The following is a 19,172-nucleotide window of genomic DNA, read 5'->3' as shown; positions in this document are numbered from 1 at the left end:
CTACGCGAGAGACTTATTCAGGACGGGACATCACCAATAAAAAAAGGCCTACCTCCCGGTAAGCCTTTTCTTATTTCTGCGTACGACTCAATCCCCCAACGCTTCCCCCTCGCGTCGCGGATCGGCCCCGCCGGCCAACGCGGCTTTGCCCTGCGCATCCTTGACCCGAACAATCGCCTGAGTCCCGCTGGTCATGTCGATCTCGTTCACGTTGTGCCCTTTGTCCTTCAGTGCCTGAATCAGCTCTGTGCTGAACTGACCCTGTTCCAGTTCGGTCGGGCCGTTACGGCTGCCGAAATTGGGCAGGCTGATGGCCGCTTGCGGGTCGAGGTTCCAGTCGAGCAGGCCGATGGTGGATTTGACCACGTATTCGATGATCTGCGAGCCGCCGGGGGAGCCGACGGTGGCCAGGAACTCGCCGTTCTGACGGTCGAAGATCAGCGTTGGTGCCATGGACGAGCGCGGGCGTTTACCCGGTTCAACACGGTTGGCGACTTTTTGCCCGTTTTCTTCGGGGATGAACGAGAAGTCGGTCATCTGGTTGTTGAGCAGGAAACCCTGGACCATCAGGTGCGAGCCAAATGCTGCCTCCACGGTGGTGGTCATGGACACAGCGCCGCCTTGGTCATCGACCGCCACCACTTGCGAGGTGGAGATGCGCAGTGGCGAGCGGTCCGGCGCATAGGCAACCCGAATGCCCGGCGGGGTACCGGGTTTGGCCGGCCCCATGCTGCGATCGCCGATCAAGGAGGCGCGGCTGGTCAGATAAGTTGGGTCGATAAGACCTTTTACCGGCACAGGTACGAAGTCGGTGTCGGCGACATACTGCGCTCGGTCGGCGTAAGCCAGGCGCTCGGCGTCGGCGATCAGGTGCACAGCTTCTGGGGCGGGTTCGATGCCTGCCGGTTTGCTGGTCTTGAGCGGCTTGAGTGGTGCCAGGGCAAAACGCGGGTCGCGGGATTCCAATGCCTGCAAGGTGCCAAGAATTTGCGCCACGGCGATCCCGCCCGACGACGGTGGCGGCATGCCGCAAACCTGCCAGCGTTTGTAGTCGGTGCATAACGGTGCGCGTTCCTTGGCCTTGTAGCCTTGAAGATCGTTTAGCGACAGGCTGCCGGGGTTGGCGTGGCCCTGAACCTTGGCGATGATCTCTTTTGCGATTGGCCCTTTGTACAGGGCATCGGGACCTTCCTTGGCGATGCGCTTGAACACTGCGGCCAGTGCCGGGTTTTTCAGCTGTGTACCGATCGCTTTCGGGCTGCCATCGGCATTCAAAAAGTAGGCGGCCATGTCCGGTGAGCGCTGTATGAACGCGTCTGCCGCGATCAACTGATGCAGTCGTGGCGAAATGGCGAAGCCTTGTTCCGCCAGTTCTATGGCGGGCTGGAACAACTTCGTCCACGGTAGGCGACCGTGTTTCTGATGGGCCAGCTCTAGCGCCCGCAATACACCCGGCGTCCCCACCGAGCGCCCGCCGATCTGTGCCTGGGTGAATGGCATCGGTTTGCCGTCGGTTTGCAGGAACAGTTTCTCGGTGGCGCCGGCCGGAGCGGTTTCGCGCCCGTCATAGGTGCGTACAGCCTTGCCATCCCACAGCACAATCAACGCGCCACCGCCGATACCCGATGATTGCGGTTCGACCAGCGTCAACACCGCTTGCATGGCAATGGCCGCATCAATCGCCGAGCCGCCCTGACGCAGCATCTCCCGCCCGGCTTCGGCTGCCAGCGGGTTGGCCGCTGCGGCCATGTGTTTCGAGGCATGCCGGGTCTGCAGGTCGGTGCGATAACCGGAGGCGATTTCTGGCGCGACCGGCAGAGTAGAGACTGGCGGCGAAGAGGGCAGGGTATTACACGCGGCGAGGGTTAAAGCGGTGGCGATCAGCGAAAAAGCTGACAGGCGATAGCGACTCAAGTGGAAGGCTGAGAACACGCGGGGCACTCCGTCCATGGGATAAAATGTCCGGGGACTTTATCGGCCTGGGAGACGCGACGCAAATCAGGTCCGCTGTCCTGAAACAATGCCACTTTTCTCGAGGCATAAAAAAACGGCCTACCTTTCGGTAAGCCGTTTTTAGTACTTGGTGGCTACACAGGGACTTGAACCCCGGACCCCAGCATTATGAATGCTATGCTCTAACCAACTGAGCTATGTAGCCAAGTGGCGCGCATTATTCACCTGGAACGAAGATGCGTCAAGCGTAAATTTAAAATATTTCTCCACACTTTCAACCGCTTATCCCGCAGGCCCGAAAAATAGGGCCAGCGGATGGCGTCAACCGAGCTGAAATCTGCCGGTATTCGCACTCAAGGCCTTGCTGCCCTGACTCAAGGTGTCCGCAGCCAGGTTCACCGCCCGTGCGCCTTCAAGCAAGCGTACCGCCGCCTGATCGACTTGCTGGATGTTGCCGCTGACTTCATCGGCGGTGCTCGCTTGCTCTTCGACAGCGGTGGCGATCTGCGCCAGGGTGTCGGTGACGCTCTGCACCGCGCTGGCGATTTCCCCCAGGCGCTCGCCGAGGCCCGTGACGGCTTGCGCGTCCGATTGTGCCTGGCCGCAAGCGGCTTCCATCAGGCTTACCGCTTCATTGACGGTGCTGCGCAAACTGTCGACGGTACCGGCGATTTGCGCAGTGGAGGACTGGGTGCGTTGCGACAGGCTGCGCACTTCATCGGCCACTACGGCAAAACCACGACCTTGCTCGCCGGCCCGTGCGGCCTCGATGGCGGCGTTGAGGGCCAGCAGGTTGGTCTGCTCGGCGACGCCGCGAATGGTATCGACCACCAACTGAATTTGCTGTCCTTGCTCGCTGACCCGACCCAATGCCGCCGCGGTGTCGTTCAAACGCTGATTGAGCTGCTGAATACTCGCTGTCGTGCGTTGGCTGTCTCGGCTGCTGTCGGCGGCGATGCGCTGGGTGTGCTGAGCGCTGCCTGAGGCCTGTTCGCAACTCTGGGCGACCCCTTGCGAGGTCGCCGCCAATTGCGTGGCCGCAGCGGCGATCTGACTGATCTGCAACTGCTGAGCCTCGACTTCGCCTAGCGCGCCGCTGGAGTGATCGTTGAGCGCGCGCACCGCGTTGCTCAGTTGCAGGGTTTCGTGATCGACCCCCAACAGACTGTTGCGCAGTTGCACCACAGCAACATTCAAAGCGGTGCTGATCGCCGCCAGTTCGTCGCGGCCCTGCACCGGTACTTGCAAGCTCAGGTTGCCGTCACGCAGTGCTTCGGCCAGGAGTGTGATGCCACTGGCGCTGCGACGGATCGAGGCCTGTAAACAGATAAACAGGTACAGCGCGGCCAGCAGCAGGCAACCAAAAATTGTCGCCACCAGAATGAACTGGCGAATGGCCGAGCCGTGGTAATAATCCAGTCGTTGATCCAGGGAAACCAACGATTGCTGGCGCAACTTGGCGAGGTCGCCAAGGAGGGCGTCGAGGCTGCGTTCAAAGTCTTCCGGCTTGAGGTTGATGCTGCCGCCGAAGACGCCCTCGTCCAGCACTTTCAAACCGGCGTCCAGGTGCTTGAGGCTGTCGTGGTATTGCCCGGCCCAGGTTTGCAGGGCGTTGGGCAGGCGTGTTTCCAGCAGGCCAGCCGTTTTAGCAAGCTGCTCCCGCGCATCGCCGATGCGACTGCGCAAGTCCCGCAGTTGCAGGCGGCTTTGCAGGGTGAACTGCCCGGATACCACTGAGGCTTGCCCGACCGCGGCGAGACGCCCGACCCGTTCGATCAGATCCGGTGCGTGTTGAGTGGAAATCTGCGTCAGCAGCCAGGTTTCGAGCCACGGTGCGAGGGTCAGGCGAGTGTCCATGGCGATTTGTTCGCGCAAGGCTTGCAGAGCACTCAAGGCATGGGTGAAGCGATCGTAACCGTCTGGCCACCAACCGACGTTGCTCAGGCTTTTCGAGTCCAGGCCGGTGAGGGCGGTTTGCAGAGCCTGATAGCGGGTGAGGGTTTGGCCCTCGGCGCCTTCGGTTTTCAGGGTATTGCCCAAGTCCGTAATGGCTTGAGCGACGGCCGGCTGAACCGCGTCGAACGCTGCCATCGCCGCGATGGTTGCGGGTGTCGGTTGGCGATTGGTTTCGGTGGCGCGCCAACGAGCTGCGCGGTCACGCTGGGCGGCGAGCAGGTTGTCGAGCGCATCGAGGGCGAGCAATTGCCGAACCCCGGCGCGTTCGCCAGAGATCAGGCTCAACTTGTCACGATGGTCCTGGCCGATCATCCACAGGCTGCCCGCGAGTGGCAGGATAAACAGCAGAAACAGCAGCTGAAATTTGCGCGCGAAGCCGAATCGCCCCAGCAGCCCGATCCCCGGTGATAAAAAAGCCTGCATGCCCCATGACTCCTCTGGACACCACGCCCCATTGGCGTGCATCGAGGTCATTGCGACCGCGACTTGTGCCCTTCTAAAAGGCCTCGAAAGTTCACCTTGGTCCGCTCTGTCGGCCGACTCTGTAGCGAAACTTCCCATTCTCGGTTCCCTTTGTAAGGGGCCGCGTTGAAGCAGACAAACAAGGCAAGATTCAGACCATGGCTTTGCGCTATCACCTTCTTTTTTTGAAGTCGTTAGCAGGCTAAGGGGATGGCGCAACCGCACCGAAAAATGGCACATTGACCGACCTGCCAGTGCGCACCCATCCGCAGTACGGAAACTCTCATGGCCATCAGCAACGTTCAGTCCGCCGCGACGTCGGCGCCCGCCACTTCACAAAACAGTCCGCTGGTCATGCGCATCATCGGCGCGGTGGCGCTGGCGCATTTGATCAACGACCTGATTCAGGCGGTATTGCCGTCGATCTATCCGATGCTCAAGGCCAGCTATGGCCTGACCTTCACCCAGATCGGCCTGATCACCCTGACTTTTCAACTGACGGCCTCGCTGTTGCAACCATGGGTCGGTTACCACACTGATCGTCATCCCAAACCCTGGCTGTTGCCGGCCGGTACCGTCTGCACATTGATCGGCATTCTGATGATGTCTGTGGTCGGAAGTTTTCCGATGATTCTGCTGGCGGCGGGGTTGATCGGTGTCGGTTCATCGACCTTTCACCCGGAAGCTTCTCGGGTGGCGCGATTGGCTTCGGGTGGGCGTTTCGGCTTGGCGCAGTCGACGTTTCAGGTGGGCGGTAATGCGGGCTCGGCTTTCGGGCCGTTGCTGGCGGCGGCGATCATCATTCCCTACGGTCAGGGTCATGTGGCCTGGTTCGGATTGTTCGCGCTGTTTGCGCTGTTCGTGCTGTATCGGATCAGTCGCTGGTACGCCAACCATCTGAATCTGTTCAAGCTCAAACAAGGTCAGGCAGCGACTCACGGCCTGTCGAAACGACGGGTGATCAGCGCACTGGTAGTGCTCGGGCTTCTGGTGTTTTCCAAGTACTTCTACATGGCCAGCCTGACCAGTTACTTCACGTTCTACCTGATTGAAAAATTCGACCTGTCGGTGGCCAGCTCGCAGCTGCATCTGTTCCTGTTTCTCGGTGCAGTAGCGGCTGGGACCTTCTTCGGCGGGCCGATCGGCGACAAGATCGGGCGCAAGGCGGTAATTTGGTTCTCGATCCTTGGCGTCGCACCGTTCACGCTGCTGCTGCCCCATGTGGACCTGTTCTGGACCAGCATCCTGAGCGTGGTGATCGGATTCATCCTCGCCTCGGCGTTCTCGGCCATTGTGGTGTATGCCCAGGAGCTGGTGCCAGGGAACGTCGGAATGATTGCCGGGGTGTTCTTCGGACTGATGTTCGGTTTCGGCGGGATTGGCGCGGCATTGCTTGGGCATCTGGCGGATGTCCACGGCATCGAGTACGTGTACTTCCTGTGTTCGTTCTTGCCGTTGTTTGGGGTGTTGGCGATCTTCTTGCCAAGAACCCGAAAAGTCTGAGGCGGACCGGCAAAGTCAGCCGTTTCGATAGATATAGCTATACGCGTTAATCGCTGGTACCCCGCCAAGATGTGCATAAAGTACCTTCGACCCCGTCGGGAAAAAACCCTGGCGGACGAGATCAATGAGGCCTTGCATGGATTTTCCCTCGTAGACCGGGTCCGTCATCATGCCTTCCATGCGAGCGCACAATCGGATGGCTGCGTTGGTTTCTTCTGATGGAATGCCGTAGGCCGGATAGGCGTAGTCTTCTTTAAGGACAACATCGTCAGCGGTGATTTCCTGGCCAAGCCCAACAAGCTGCGCCGTATGCTGAGCGATTGCCAATACTTGTGCCCTGGTTTGCTCAGGCGTGGCAGAGGCGTCAATACCAATCACATTGCGAGCACGACCATCCTTGGCGAACCCCACCAGCATGCCCGCATGGGTGGAGCCAGTCACCGTGCAGACTATGATGTAATCAAATTTGATCCCCATCCTGGCTTCTTGCTCGCGTACTTCTTCGGCGAAGCCGACATAGCCGAGACCTCCATATTTGTGCATGGACGCACCGGCGGGAATAGCATAGGGTTTGCCTCCTTTGGCCTTGACGTCCTCCAGCGCCCGCTCCCAGCTCTCGCGGATACCGATATCGAAACCTTCGTCGACGAATTCAATCTCCGCTCCCAGCACGCGGCTCATCAGAATATTCCCAACCCGGTCGTAGACTGCATCCGGGAATGGAACCCAGCTTTCTTGAACGAGACGGCACTTCATACCGAGTTTGGCCGCGACAGCTGCGACCTGGCGCGTGTGGTTCGACTGGACACCACCGATGGACACTAACGTGTCTGCCTGCGAAGCGATTGCATCGGGAATGATGTATTCCAGCTTTCGGATCTTGTTGCCGCCAAACGCAAGTCCAGAGTTGCAGTCCTCACGTTTGGCATAGAGTTCGATATTGCCACCGAGACAGGCCGATAGACGATTCAGTTTCTCGATCGGCGTTGGGCCAAACATGAGTGGATAGCGCTCGAATGTCTCCAGCATGACGGTTCCCCTGATCACGGATAAGCCGTTTTTTCAGTCTAGCAGAGCGCCTGTGTGAGAACGCGTGTCGCAGGGGGGCGATCTGCGGTGAAACTCACTGCTTGCGAGGAAGGGTCTGTACCCGATGTCGAGTTTCAACGGGGCAGTTTTCAGTATGTCGCCGCTTCCAGACCAATTGGGGGTGAGCAGATGATCCAACCCGGTAGCTTCCTGATCAACAACCCGTGAGCCCAAGACGCAAAAATCCCCGTATCAGCGAGTGATTACGGGGATTTTCAGTCTATCGAGGTCCGTGTAAATCCACGGTCACCGTTACACGTTAAAACGGAAGTGCATCACGTCGCCGTCTTTAACGATGTAGTCCTTGCCTTCCAGACGCCATTTACCGGCTTCTTTGGTGCCGGCTTCGCCCTTGTACTGAATGAAGTCGTCGTAGGCGATGACTTCGGCGCGGATGAAGCCTTTTTCGAAGTCGGTGTGGATCACGCCAGCGGCTTGTGGTGCGGTGGCACCGACGCGGACGGTCCAGGCGCGGACTTCTTCGACACCGGCGGTAAAGTAGGTCTGCAGGTGCAGCATTTCGTAGCCAGCGCGGATTACGCGGTTCAGGCCAGGCTCTTCGAGGCCCAGGGCTTCGAGGAACATGTCTTTCTCTTCACCGTCTTCCAGTTCGGCGATTTCGGCTTCGATCTTGTTGCAGACCGGAACCACCATGGCGCCTTCTTCTTCGGCGATGGCTTTGACGATGTCCAGCAGCGGGTTGTTCTCGAAACCGTCTTCAGCAACGTTGGCGATGTACATGACCGGCTTGGTGGTCAGCAGATGGAAGCCACGAATCACCGCTTTGTCGTCGGCGCCCATGTTCTTCATCAGCGTGCGCGCTGGCTTGCCGAGGGTGAAGTGAGCGATCAACTGCTCCAGCAGGCCTTTCTGGACTACGGCGTCCTTGTCACCACCTTTGGCGTTACGGGCGACTTTCTGCAGTTGCTTCTCGCAACTGTCGAGGTCGGCGAAGATCAGTTCCAGGTCGATGATCTCGATGTCGCGTTTCGGGTCGACGCTGTTGGAGACGTGAATCACGTTCTCGTCTTCGAAGCAGCGGACCACGTGAGCGATGGCATCGGTCTCGCGGATGTTGGCGAGGAACTTGTTGCCCAGGCCTTCACCTTTCGAGGCGCCGGCAACCAGGCCGGCGATGTCGACGAATTCCATGGTGGTCGGCAGGATGCGCTTTGGATTGACGATGGCTGCCAGGGCTTCCAGACGCGGATCCGGCATCGGCACGATGCCGGTGTTCGGCTCGATCGTGCAGAAGGGGAAGTTCTCGGCCGCGATCCCGGATTTGGTCAGGGCGTTGAACAGGGTGGACTTGCCGACGTTAGGCAGGCCGACGATGCCGCAATTGAATCCCATGGTGTTTCCCCGAGGAGTTAGAGTCAGGCCTTCTGGCTGTGCAGGTTTTTCATCGCGCGGTTCCATTCCCCGGCGAGGATATCCGGCAGCACGCCGAGGGCAAAGTCGATGCTGGCATCGAGTTTTTCCTGTTCGGCGCGTGGCGCACGACCCAGGACGAAATTTGAAACCATACTGGCAACGCCCGGGTGGCCAATGCCAAGCCGCAAGCGGTGAAAGGTATTCTGATTGCCCAGTTGCGCGATGATGTCGCGCAACCCGTTGTGACCGCCATGGCCGCCGCCCTGTTTGAGCTTGGCAACGCCCGGAGGCAGATCGAGTTCGTCATGCGCCACCAGGATTTCTTCAGGCTTGATGCGGAAGAAGCCGGCAAGTGCCGCGACGGCCTGGCCGCTGCGGTTCATGTAGGTGGTGGGAATCAGCAGACGAACATCCTGACCCTGATGCGAATAGCGCCCGGTCAGGCCGAAATATTTGCGATCGGCCACAAGGTTGACGCCCTGTGCTTGTGCGATGCGCTCAACAAAAAGGGCCCCTGCGTTATGCCGGGTCTGTTCGTATTCAGCGCCTGGATTTCCCAGGCCAACGATCAGTTTGATGGCAGTCACGATAGGGGCCCTTCCTTGAAGTGATGGATAACATCGCCGCGATCAGTGTGTGCGGCGAAAGTGGACGACAAGTGCTCATTTACCATTATGTAAACTCCGCGTTCTCGCCCGCTTTCTCGCTACGCTCTAGTCCGCGATGTTCCGGTCACTCCGGCGAACAGAGTGAAATTACTCTGCTGCGCCTTCAGTAGCTTCTGGAGCAACACGTGGAGCGTGAACGTTGGCAACAGCCAGGTCGTTACCGTGAGCCAGAGCAACAAACTCAACACCTTTAGGGGCTTTGAGGTCAGACAGGTGAATGATCGCGCCGACTTCGGCATCAGCCAGGTCAACTTCGATGAATTCAGGCAGGTCTTTCGGCAGGCACGAAACTTCGATTTCAGAAACAACGTGCGAAATTTCGCCGCCTTTCTTGATCGGAGCAGCTTCGCCAACGAAGTGTACAGGCACGATAGCGGTCAGTTTCTGGCCAGCTACAACGCGTACGAAGTCGGCGTGCAGCACGTGGCCTTTGGCCGGGTGACGCTGCAGGGCTTTGATGATTACGTTTTGCTTGGTGCCGCCAACGTTCAGCTCGATGATGTGGCTGTAAGCCGCTTCGTTTTCGAGCAGTTTGGCAACTTCTTTAGCCAGCATGCTGATGGATTCAGGGGCTTTTTCGCCACCGTAAACTACAGCTGGAACCAGGCTTGCGAGACGACGCAGGCGGCGGCTCGCACCTTTCCCCAGGTCGGAACGCACTTCAGCATTCAGAGTAAAATCGTTCATGTTGTATCTCCAAAATAACCACATTCGCCCCAGCGTTTGCGACCAGCGCTAAAGGCGATATGGGCAAAAAAGCCCCGCCCCGACAGGAATGCCGGGGCGGGGCGCTTTTCGTCAACGAGATGTAATGAAAAGGGCAGGGCCCTTAACGGAACATCGCGCTGATCGATTCTTCATTGCTGATGCGGCGGACCGCCTCGGCAACTACCGGCGCGATATCCAGTTGACGGATACGCGCACAGGCTTGTGCTGCAGCGGACAGCGGGATGGTATTTGTTACCACCAGCTCGTCCAGCACGGAATTTTCAATGTTTTCGATCGCCCGACCCGACAGCACAGGGTGCGTGCAGTAGGCGAAAACCTTGGCAGCGCCATGCTCTTTCAAGGCCTTGGCCGCGTGGCACAGAGTGCCGGCGGTATCGACCATGTCATCGACCAGAATACAGGTACGCCCTTCGACATCACCGATGATATGCATCACTTCAGAGTGATTGGCTTTCTCACGGCGTTTGTCGATGATCCCGAGATCCACGCCCAGGGATTTGGCAACAGCCCGTGCACGCACGACGCCACCAATGTCCGGGGACACGATCATCAGGTTTTCGAAGCGCTGATCTTCAATGTCATCCACCAATACCGGGGAGCCGTAGATGTTATCTACCGGAATATCGAAGAAGCCCTGAATCTGGTCAGCATGCAAATCAACCGTGAGAACACGGTCGATGCCGACTACGGTAAGCATGTCAGCAACGACTTTCGCGCTGATAGCCACACGTGCGGAACGCGGACGGCGATCCTGACGGGCATAACCAAAGTAAGGAATAACAGCAGTGATACGAGTAGCCGAGGAGCGGCGGAAGGCATCAGCCATCACTACCAGTTCCATCAGGTTATCGTTGGTCGGAGCGCAAGTCGGCTGAATAATGAAAACGTCTTTACCGCGAACGTTTTCATTGATCTCGGCAGTAATTTCGCCGTCGGAGAACTTACCGACAGAGATGTCACCGAGAGGGATATGCAGCTGACGTACAACACGCCGAGCCAGATCGGGGTTAGCGTTCCCCGTAAAGACCATCATCTTGGACACGCGCAGTACCTGAAGGCTGAGGGTAACCTGGATGAGTATAGAAAAATGGCAGGGGCGGCTGGATTCGAACCAACGCATGGCAGGATCAAAACCTGCTGCCTTACCGCTTGGCGACGCCCCTGTATCTGTTGCAACGAGTACCCAGTACCCGATTCCTTTTAGAGCAGACTTTGCAGCTTGCGATGCAACATCGAAACGTTGCTTCCTTTTGCTACAAACCCTGTAAGGGTCTCTGTCAGAAGGGCCGAGACTTTATCAGCTTCAGCTTTGCTTGGGAAGCCCCCAAACACACAACTTCCAGTTCCGGTGAGTTTTGCTTCGGTAAATTTACCTAACAAATTCAATGCGTTACGTACATCTGGATAACGCCTTGCTACCACCGGCAAGCAGTCATTTCGACTGTTTCCCTTGGGAACGGGGCGCACTTTAATGGGAGGAGTGTTACGTGTCAACAGTGGATCTGAAAAAATTTCTGCTGTACTTACAGATACTTGCGGCACCAGTACGAGATACCACGGTTCTTCGGGCTCTACAGGGGTGAGTTTTTCCCCCACACCCTCGGCGAAAGCCGCGTGCCCACGCACGAAAACCGGGACGTCGGCGCCAAGCGTAAGGCCCAGCGCGGCCAGTCGATCCTCATCCCAACCCAGTTGCCAAAGATGATTGAGGCCCAGCAACGTGGTTGCCGCATTCGAACTGCCGCCACCGATTCCACCGCCCATGGGCAGGATTTTTTCGATCCAGATGTCGACACCCAGCGAACAACCGGATTGCGCCTGAAGTTTTTTTGCGGCTTTGACTATCAGGTTGCTGTCGTGAGGGACGTCGGCGAATTCGGTGTGCAACCGAATCACGCCATCGTCGCGAACGGCGAAGGTGATTTCATCGCCGTAATCGAGGAACTGAAAAATCGTCTGCAACTCGTGGTAACCGTCTTCGCGACGACCGAGGATGTGCAGCATCAAGTTGAGCTTGGCGGGCGAGGGCAATGTCAGGCGTGGCGCAGTCATGTTCACTGCCCCAGTTTGCGTGGTTGCCATTCCTTGATCACCAACGTGACATCAAGGTCGGTGCCATGCAGTTTGATCCGCTCGGGCAGCCAGTAGCCGTTTTGCTCGGCATAACTGAGGTACTCGACCTGCCAGCCATCCTGTTCGAGATTGGCCAGACGGCTGTCGACGTCGAGGGTCAGGCGACTTTTGCTGTCCGGGGCCGGGAGCCCGCGAACCCACCATGCCAGATGGGATACCGGCAATTTCCAGCCCAGTTGTTCTTCAACCAGGGCTTCCGGGGTCTGCGCGTCATAGCGGCCCTGATTGGCCACTTCCAGCGAGACTTTACCCGGACGACCGGTCAAACGGGCCGCGCCCCTACCCAGCGGACCGGAAAGGCGGATGTCGTAGTAATCCTGGCGTTGCAGCCAGAACAACGTGCCGCTGCCCGAATCTTTTGGCGCGCGGATGCCGATTTTGCCGTTGATCTGCCAGCCGTCGAGGCCGGTCAGTTGCTGTTTGTGCTCGCGCCATTGGGCCTTGTTGCCTTGACCCTGGACCGATTCGCGGGCAACGAAGCCCGCGCAACCGGCGAGCAGGGCAATGAAGCTGAAAATAATGAGGTGGCGCAAAAACATAATTTTAAAGAGTCTCTGATCCGGTCAGGCGTTTGATGGTGCCGCGCAGGGTAGGGCTGTCGGGTTGTTCCTTGAGGAACTTGCTCCAGATTTGCTTGGCTTCGCGTTGTTTGCCGTTGGCCCACAGGACTTCGCCCAGGTGCGCGGCAACTTCCTGATCGGGGAAGCGCTCCAGCGCCTGGCGCAAATAGCGCTCGGCTTCATCGAGGTTGCCCAGGCGGAAATTGACCCATCCGAGGCTGTCCAGGACGGCCGGGTCTTCAGGGTTGATCTGGTGCGCCTGTTCGATCAAGGCCTTGGCTTCGGCGTAGCGTGTGGTGCGGTCGGACAGGGTGTAGCCGAGGGCGTTCAACGCCATCGCGTTGTTCGGATCGCGCTTGATGATCAGTCGCAGATCTTTTTCCATCTGCGCCAGGTCATTGCGTTTTTCTGCCAGCATGGCCCGGGTATACAGCAGATTCAGGTCGTCCGGGTATTGCTGCAGGGCTTGCTGCAAGACTTTCCAGGCCTTGTCGCCCTGTTTGTTGGCGGACAAGGTTTCGGCTTCGATCAGATACAACTGGATCGCGTAATCAGGTTGCTCGCCGCGCTCCGCTGCCAGACGGCTTTGGGCTTCGGCGGTCTTGCCGTTGTTCATCAGAATATCGGCCTGACGCAATTGCGCCGGCAGGTAATCGTTGCCCGGCCCGACCTGGGCGTATTCAATCAATGCGCCCTGCGGGTCGTTACGCTCTTCGGCAATGCGCCCCAGGTTCAAGTGTGCCGAGTCGACATGGCTTTCCCGGGCGATCAAATCTTCCAGGTAGCCTTTGGCTTCGTCCCAGGCTTTGGCTTCCAGGCAGACCAGTGCCAGGGAATAACGCAATTCGTCGTCTTCGGGGTATTGCTGCACCAGGCTCGAGAACTCGACCTTGGCGTCGTCCATGCGGTCCTGTTCAACCAGCATGCGCGCGTAAGTCAGGCGCAGGCGTTTGTCGTCCGGGTACTTCTTGATGCTTTTTTGCAGCAGCGGCAAGGCTTCATCGCCACGGTTGAGCCCTTGCAGCAGGCGCGCGCGCAGCAGGATCGGCGCTATTTCGCCCTCGTCAGGCGGATTGTCTTCGAGCAGGGTCAGGGCGCCCTTGGCATCGCCGTCCTGTTGCAGCAACAAGGCCTTGCCAAAAATCAGCTGGTTGTTGTGCGGATGGCGCTGCAGCAAGCGGTCAAAACCTTTCATCAGACCGTTGCGAGTTTCTTGGTCGGTATCGGCTGCGGACAGGGCGAGAAAATCGAAATGCGTGTCGCCTTTGCCTTGCAGGACTTTCTCCATATAGACCATGGAGTCGTCGTAACGCCCGGCGCGGGCGAGTTGCACGGCAGCCGCCCGTTGCGCCTCGAGATCGTCCGGGGCGTTTTTGGCCCAGACCAGTGCGGTGTCGAGGGCAGCCTGATCGGCACCCAGATACTCGGCAATGCGAAATGCCCGCTCGGAGATGCCCGGATCCTGGGTATTGATGGCCTGGGTCACGTAGTTGTCTAGGGCAATGTCGTAACGATTGCGCTGGCCAGCGAGTTCGGCGCTCAACAGGCTGAAGATGGTTTCTTCGCTGAACGAGCTGTAAACCTTGGGCTTTTCAGGGGGCGGAGTGCTGTCTTCGACCGGCGGCGTACCGTCCGATGAAACGGGCGCCAAGGCCTGGCAGCCGCTGAGGAAGACTAAAGCGAGGAGCAACGCGGAAGATCTATTCATATAGGAAAAGGACGACTAACCTGCGGTCGGATCATCATGACACAAGCCTTGGGTCAAACATAACCGCCCGGCCAATTTACCCGCGCGGGCAATCCCCGCAGGCCCGGCGCCCTTGTAAACGAGAACGGATCGCAGCCTTCGGCAGCTCTTGCGGGCGCGATAGATATCGAGTGGTTGTTCTGGCTCTGTCGAAGTAGGACAATTGTCGGCTTCACGTCACCATCAGCGACCTTGAATGGCCTTCCTTGCACTCGGTATTAACCACAAGACTGCTTCAGTAGACGTCCGCGAGCGCGTGGCCTTTACCCCTGAGCAGCTGGTTGAGGCCTTGCAGCAGCTCTGCCGACTCACCGACAGCCGCGAAGCTGCGATCCTCTCCACCTGCAATCGCAGTGAACTGTATATAGAACAGGATCACCTTTCGGCTGACATCATATTGCGCTGGCTGGCCGATTATCATCATTTGAGCCTCGATGAGCTGCGTGCGTGCGCTTATGTGCATGAAGATGATGCGGCAGTTCGTCACATGATGCGGGTTGCCTCCGGGCTCGATTCGCTGGTGTTGGGTGAACCGCAGATTCTCGGACAAATGAAATCGGCCTACGCTGTCGCTCGCGAGGCCGGCACCATCGGTCCGCTGCTCGGGCGGCTGTTCCAGGCCACATTCAATGCGGCCAAACAGGTGCGGACCGACACCGCCATCGGCGAAAACCCGGTGTCCGTGGCGTTTGCCGCGGTCAGCCTGGCGAAACAGATTTTCAGTGATTTGCAACGCAGCCAGGCTTTGCTGATCGGCGCCGGCGAGACTATCACCCTGGTCGCCCGCCATCTGCATGAGCTGGGGGTCAAGCGAATCGTGGTCGCCAACCGCACCCTGGAGCGCGCGAGCATCCTGGCCGAGCAGTTCGGCGCCCACGCAGTGCTGCTCTCGGACATCCCGGCAGAACTGGTGCGCAGCGACATCGTCATCAGTTCCACCGCCAGCCAGTTGCCGATTCTCGGTAAAGGGGCGGTGGAAAGTGCCTTGAAATTGCGCAAGCACAAGCCGATTTTCATGGTGGATATCGCCGTCCCTCGGGATATCGAACCGGAAGTCGGCGAGTTGGACGACGTTTACCTGTACAGCGTCGACGATCTCCACGAAGTGGTTGCCGAAAACCTCAAGAGCCGTCAGGGCGCAGCCCAAGCCGCCGAAGAGATGGTGTCGGTCGGTGCCGAAGATTTCATGGTTCGCCTGCGCGAACTGGCGGCGGTGGATGTGCTCAAGGCCTATCGTCAACAAAGCGAGCGTCTGCGTGACGAAGAATTGCACAAAGCCCAGCGCATGCTCGCCAATGGCAGCAGCGCCGAAGACGTGCTGGTGCAACTGGCCCGCGGCCTGACCAATAAACTCTTGCACGCACCGAGCGTGCAGTTGAAAAAGCTCTCTGCCGAAGGCCGCCTCGATGCGCTGGCCATGGCCCAGGAACTCTTTGCCCTCGGTGAGGGCTCATCGGATAGCTTTTCGGATAAGAAACCGCAATGAAAGCGTCACTGCTCAATAAGCTGGACATCCTCCAGGACCGTTTCGAGGAATTGACCGCCCTGCTTGGCGACGGCGAGGTCATTTCCGATCAAAACAAGTTCCGTACCTATTCCAAGGAATACGCGGAAGTCGAGCCGATCGTTGGCACCTATAAACAGCTGCTTAAAGTGCAGGGTGACCTCGAAGGGGCTCAGGCGCTGCTCAAGGACAGCGATCCGGACATGCGCGAAATGGCCGTGGAAGAAGTCCGCGAAGCCAAAGAGCAACTGATCGAAATCGAAGCCCAACTGCAACGCATGCTGCTGCCCAAAGACCCGAACGACGGGCGCAACGTATTCCTCGAAATCCGTGCCGGCACCGGCGGTGACGAAGCAGCGATTTTCTCCGGCGACCTGTTCCGCATGTATTCGCGTTACGCCGAACGGCGTGGCTGGCGAGTAGAGATTCTCTCGGAGAATGAAGGCGAACACGGCGGCTATAAAGAAGTCATTGCCCGGGTCGAAGGCGAGAACGTTTACGGCAAGCTGAAATTCGAATCCGGCGCGCATCGCGTACAGCGGGTTCCGGCCACTGAATCCCAGGGGCGCATCCACACCTCGGCCTGCACCGTGGCCGTGTTGCCCGAGCCGGACGAGCAGGAAGCGATCGAGATCAACCCGGCAGACCTGCGGGTCGACACCTATCGCTCCTCCGGTGCCGGTGGTCAGCACGTCAACAAGACCGATTCGGCAATCCGTATCACGCACTTGCCGTCCGGCATTGTCGTCGAGTGCCAGGAAGAACGTTCCCAGCACAAGAACCGCGCCCGGGCGATGTCCTGGCTGTCGGCCAAGCTTAACGATCAGCAGACCAGCGCCGCCGCGAACGCCATCGCTAGCGAGCGTAAATTGCTGGTAGGTTCCGGCGATCGTTCCGAGCGTATTCGCACCTATAACTTTGCCCAGGGCCGGGTCACCGACCACCGGGTCAACCTGACGCTGTATTCGCTCGACGAAATTCTCGCCGGTGGCGTGGATGCGGTGATCGAACCGCTGTTGGCCGAGTACCAGGCCGACCAATTGGCAGCGATAGGTGAGTAAATGACGATCATTGCCAGTTTGTTGCGCGCCGCTGATTTGCCCGACTCGCCCACCGCGCGTCTGGATGCCGAATTGCTGCTGGCGGCTGCCTTGGGTAAATCCCGCAGCTTTCTGCACACCTGGCCTGAGCGTATCGTCCCGAGCGAAGCAGCCCTGAAGTTTGCCGAGTACCTGCAGCGCCGCCGTAGCGGTGAGCCGGTGGCTTACATTCTGGGGCAGCAGGGCTTCTGGAAACTCGACCTGGAAGTCGCGCCTCACACGCTGATTCCGCGTCCCGACACCGAATTGCTGGTAGAAACCGCGCTGGAACTGTTGCCGGCCACACAGGCCTTGGTGCTCGATTTGGGCACCGGCAGCGGCGCCATTGCCCTGGCGCTGGCCAGCGAGCGTCCGGCCTGGAAAGTCACCGCCGTGGATCGCGTGCTGGAAGCCGTGGCCCTGGCCGAGCGCAATCGCCAGCGGCTGCACCTGAACAACGCCACAGTGCTGAGTAGCCATTGGTTCAGCGCTTTGGAAGGCCAGCGCTTTCAATTGATCATCAGCAATCCGCCCTACATTGCTTCGACCGATCCGCATCTGGCGGAGGGCGACGTGCGCTTCGAACCGGCCAGTGCCCTGGTGGCCGGCGTCGATGGGCTCGACGATTTACGTCTGATCGTCGATCAGGCACCGGATCATCTTGAGGCAGGTGGCTGGTTGATGCTCGAACACGGTTACGATCAAGCCGAGGCCGTGCGCGATTTGCTGCTGACCCGCGGCTTTGCAGAGGTCCACAGCCGCACCGATCTGGGCGGTCACGAACGCATCAGTCTGGGGCGCTTGCCGTGCTGAATGATCAGGAATTATTGCGCTATAGCCGGCAGATTCTGCTGCAACACGTCGACATCGACGGCCAGCTACGACTCAAGGAAAGCCGTGTGCTGATTGTTGGTCTCGGCGGTCTTGGCTCGCCGGTGGCGCTGTACCTGGCGGCGGCCGGTGTCGGTGAGTTGCATCTGGCGGACTTCGACACGGTCGATCTGACCAATCTGCAACGTCAGATCGTTCACGACACCGACAGCGTCGGCCTGAGCAAGGTCGATTCAGCGACCCGGCGCCTGACCGCGATCAATCCCGAGCTTAAGCTTATTGCCCATCGCACCGCCCTGGATGAAGACTCCCTGGCGGCGGCCGTTGCAGCGGTGGATCTGGTGCTGGACTGTTCCGATAATTTTTCCACCCGCGAAGCGGTCAACGCCGCGTGTGTGGCTGCGCGCAAACCGCTGGTCAGCGGTGCGGCGATTCGGCTGGAAGGGCAATTGTCGGTCTTCGACTCCCGTCGTCCGGAAAGCCCTTGCTACCACTGTTTATACGGGCACGGCAGCGAAGCCGAGCTGACTTGCAGCGAGGCCGGCGTACTCGGTCCGCTGGTGGGCCTGGTCGGTAGCCTGCAAGCCCTCGAAGCGCTGAAGTTGCTGGTGGGGTTCGGCGAACCGCTGGTGGGGCGCCTGTTATTGATCGATGCCTTGGGCACGCGCTTCCGTGAATTGCGGGTCAAGCGTGATCCAGGCTGCAGCGTCTGCGGGTCAAGCCATGCGTGAAGCGCCGATTGCTGTATTCGATTCCGGCGTCGGTGGACTTTCTGTGCTGGCCGAGATCCAGCAGTTGCTGCCCAACGAGTCTCTTTTGTACCTCGGCGATTGCGGGAATATTCCCTACGGTGAGAAATCACCGGCATTCATCAGTCAGCGTTGCAGTGTCATGGCGCAGTTCTTTCAGCAGCAGGGCGCCAAGGCACTGGTGCTCGCTTGCAACACCGCGACCGTCGCAGGCGTTGCGGACTTGCGGCGCGATTTCCCCGAGTGGCCCATCGTCGGTATGGAGCCCGCGGTCAAACCGGCGGCTGCGGCGACGCGCAGTGGTGTAGTTGGCGTACTCGCCACCACCGGCACTTTACAGAGTGCGAAGTTCGCCGCCTTGCTCGACCGTTTCGCCGCCGATGTGCGAGTCATCACCCAGCCATGCCCCGGACTGGTGGAGCTGATTGAAAATGGCGATTTGCACAGCGAGGCATTGCGTCAGTTGCTGCAGGGGTATGTCGATCCGCTGCTGGCTGCCGGGGCAGACACGATCATTCTTGGCTGCACGCATTATCCCTTTCTAAAGCCGCTGCTTAAGCAGATGATCCCCCAGAACATCAGCCTGATCGATACCGGTGCCGCTGTGGCACGGCAGCTTCAACGATTGTTGGCCGAGCGTGAGTTGCTGGCCGAGGGACCTGCTCGCGCTACCCGGTTCTGGTCGAGTGCGGATCCGGAACATTTCAGAAATATCTTGCCGGTTTTGTGGCATTCGACGGGTGTTGTGCAAAGCTTCGACTTGTAGATAAAAAATATAAAGAAACGAATAATTGAGCTGAACTTCTGATCAAGCTTCAACTTCTATAGCTTTGTC

Annotated in this window: 16 protein-coding genes and 2 tRNA genes; 6 read left to right on the top strand and 12 right to left on the bottom strand. The window is 58.9% G+C overall.

The window, feature by feature from the left end:
- Nucleotides 1–87: 87 nt before the first annotated feature.
- The 3 genes from ggt to ACZ9IM_RS29190 all read right to left on the bottom strand — a co-directional run bounded on the left by ggt (nt 88) and on the right by ACZ9IM_RS29190 (nt 4,332).
- Entirely contained in the window at nt 88–1,932 is a 1,845-nt protein-coding gene (ggt, locus tag ACZ9IM_RS29200; protein ID WP_427627466.1) for a gamma-glutamyltransferase, read from the bottom strand.
- 149 nt (nt 1,933–2,081) lie between these two features.
- Nucleotides 2,082–2,158, bottom strand: a tRNA-Met gene (locus tag ACZ9IM_RS29195).
- A 116-nt stretch (nt 2,159–2,274) separates the two neighbouring features.
- A complete protein-coding gene (locus ACZ9IM_RS29190) occupies nt 2,275–4,332 on the bottom strand; it encodes a methyl-accepting chemotaxis protein (RefSeq protein WP_427627468.1) in 2,058 nt (685 codons plus the stop codon).
- 324 nt (nt 4,333–4,656) lie between these two features.
- Here ACZ9IM_RS29190 and ACZ9IM_RS29185 point away from each other — a divergent pair, with 324 nt between their 5' ends.
- Nucleotides 4,657–5,874, top strand: coding sequence for an MFS transporter (locus ACZ9IM_RS29185; RefSeq protein ID WP_427627470.1), 1,218 nt, complete (start codon nt 4,657–4,659; stop codon nt 5,872–5,874).
- Nucleotides 5,875–5,889: 15 nt separating this feature from the next.
- Here the strand turns inward: ACZ9IM_RS29185 and ACZ9IM_RS29180 are convergent, their stop codons facing one another.
- The 9 genes from ACZ9IM_RS29180 to ACZ9IM_RS29140 form a co-directional block, all read right to left on the bottom strand.
- On the bottom strand, nt 5,890–6,903 hold the full coding sequence (locus ACZ9IM_RS29180) for a 1-aminocyclopropane-1-carboxylate deaminase (RefSeq protein ID WP_476225737.1): 1,014 nt from the start codon (nt 6,901–6,903) through the stop codon (nt 5,890–5,892).
- A 312-nt stretch (nt 6,904–7,215) separates the two neighbouring features.
- Nucleotides 7,216–8,316: a redox-regulated ATPase YchF gene (ychF, locus tag ACZ9IM_RS29175; protein ID WP_008011955.1), complete on the bottom strand. Its 1,101-nt coding sequence runs from the start codon at nt 8,314–8,316 to the stop codon at nt 7,216–7,218.
- A 23-nt stretch (nt 8,317–8,339) separates the two neighbouring features.
- Complete coding sequence (gene pth, locus ACZ9IM_RS29170) at nt 8,340–8,924, bottom strand: aminoacyl-tRNA hydrolase (protein WP_008074178.1); 585 nt, start codon at nt 8,922–8,924, stop codon at nt 8,340–8,342.
- A gap of 168 nt (nt 8,925–9,092) precedes the next feature.
- Nucleotides 9,093–9,692, bottom strand: coding sequence for a 50S ribosomal protein L25/general stress protein Ctc (locus ACZ9IM_RS29165; protein WP_429429614.1), 600 nt, complete (start codon nt 9,690–9,692; stop codon nt 9,093–9,095).
- Between the two features lie 142 nt (nt 9,693–9,834).
- Nucleotides 9,835–10,776, bottom strand: coding sequence for a ribose-phosphate pyrophosphokinase (locus ACZ9IM_RS29160; RefSeq protein WP_003171603.1), 942 nt, complete (start codon nt 10,774–10,776; stop codon nt 9,835–9,837).
- 46 nt (nt 10,777–10,822) lie between these two features.
- Nucleotides 10,823–10,897 (bottom strand) — tRNA-Gln (locus ACZ9IM_RS29155).
- 37 nt (nt 10,898–10,934) lie between these two features.
- Nucleotides 10,935–11,786 carry a 4-(cytidine 5'-diphospho)-2-C-methyl-D-erythritol kinase gene (gene ispE / locus ACZ9IM_RS29150; RefSeq protein ID WP_123501319.1) on the bottom strand — a complete coding sequence of 284 codons (852 nt, stop codon included), beginning with the start codon at nt 11,784–11,786 and terminating at the stop codon, nt 10,935–10,937.
- A gap of 2 nt (nt 11,787–11,788) precedes the next feature.
- A complete protein-coding gene (gene lolB / locus ACZ9IM_RS29145; RefSeq protein ID WP_048397742.1) occupies nt 11,789–12,406 on the bottom strand; it encodes a lipoprotein insertase outer membrane protein LolB in 618 nt (205 codons plus the stop codon).
- A gap of 4 nt (nt 12,407–12,410) precedes the next feature.
- A complete protein-coding gene (locus ACZ9IM_RS29140; RefSeq protein WP_427627108.1) occupies nt 12,411–14,135 on the bottom strand; it encodes a tetratricopeptide repeat protein in 1,725 nt (574 codons plus the stop codon).
- 235 nt (nt 14,136–14,370) lie between these two features.
- On the opposite strand from ACZ9IM_RS29140, the gene hemA reads away from it, so the two are divergent.
- Genes hemA through murI form a run of 5 tightly spaced genes read left to right on the top strand, consistent with a single transcriptional unit; the run spans nt 14,371 to nt 19,103 of the window.
- Nucleotides 14,371–15,660 carry a glutamyl-tRNA reductase gene (gene hemA / locus ACZ9IM_RS29135; RefSeq protein ID WP_476225736.1) on the top strand — a complete coding sequence of 430 codons (1,290 nt, stop codon included), beginning with the start codon at nt 14,371–14,373 and terminating at the stop codon, nt 15,658–15,660.
- Entirely contained in the window at nt 15,657–16,739 is a 1,083-nt protein-coding gene (gene prfA / locus ACZ9IM_RS29130) for a peptide chain release factor 1 (protein WP_095051167.1), read from the top strand. The genes hemA and prfA overlap by 4 nt, the downstream gene beginning before the upstream one ends.
- Nucleotides 16,740–17,570 (top strand): peptide chain release factor N(5)-glutamine methyltransferase, encoded by an 831-nt coding sequence (gene prmC, locus ACZ9IM_RS29125; RefSeq protein WP_427627113.1) that lies wholly within the window; start codon nt 16,740–16,742, stop codon nt 17,568–17,570.
- Nucleotides 17,564–18,319: a molybdopterin-synthase adenylyltransferase MoeB gene (locus ACZ9IM_RS29120; RefSeq protein WP_427627115.1), complete on the top strand. Its 756-nt coding sequence runs from the start codon at nt 17,564–17,566 to the stop codon at nt 18,317–18,319. Before prmC ends, ACZ9IM_RS29120 begins: the two co-directional genes overlap by 7 nt.
- Nucleotides 18,312–19,103, top strand: coding sequence for a glutamate racemase (gene murI / locus ACZ9IM_RS29115; RefSeq protein ID WP_427627117.1), 792 nt, complete (start codon nt 18,312–18,314; stop codon nt 19,101–19,103). Before ACZ9IM_RS29120 ends, murI begins: the two co-directional genes overlap by 8 nt.
- Nucleotides 19,104–19,172: the final 69 nt, after the last annotated feature.

The sequence above is a fragment of the Pseudomonas sp. TE12508 genome (assembly GCF_056279485.1).
The sequence above is the reverse complement of the archived record's forward strand: the minus strand, read 5'-3'. Positions and strand labels throughout refer to the sequence as shown.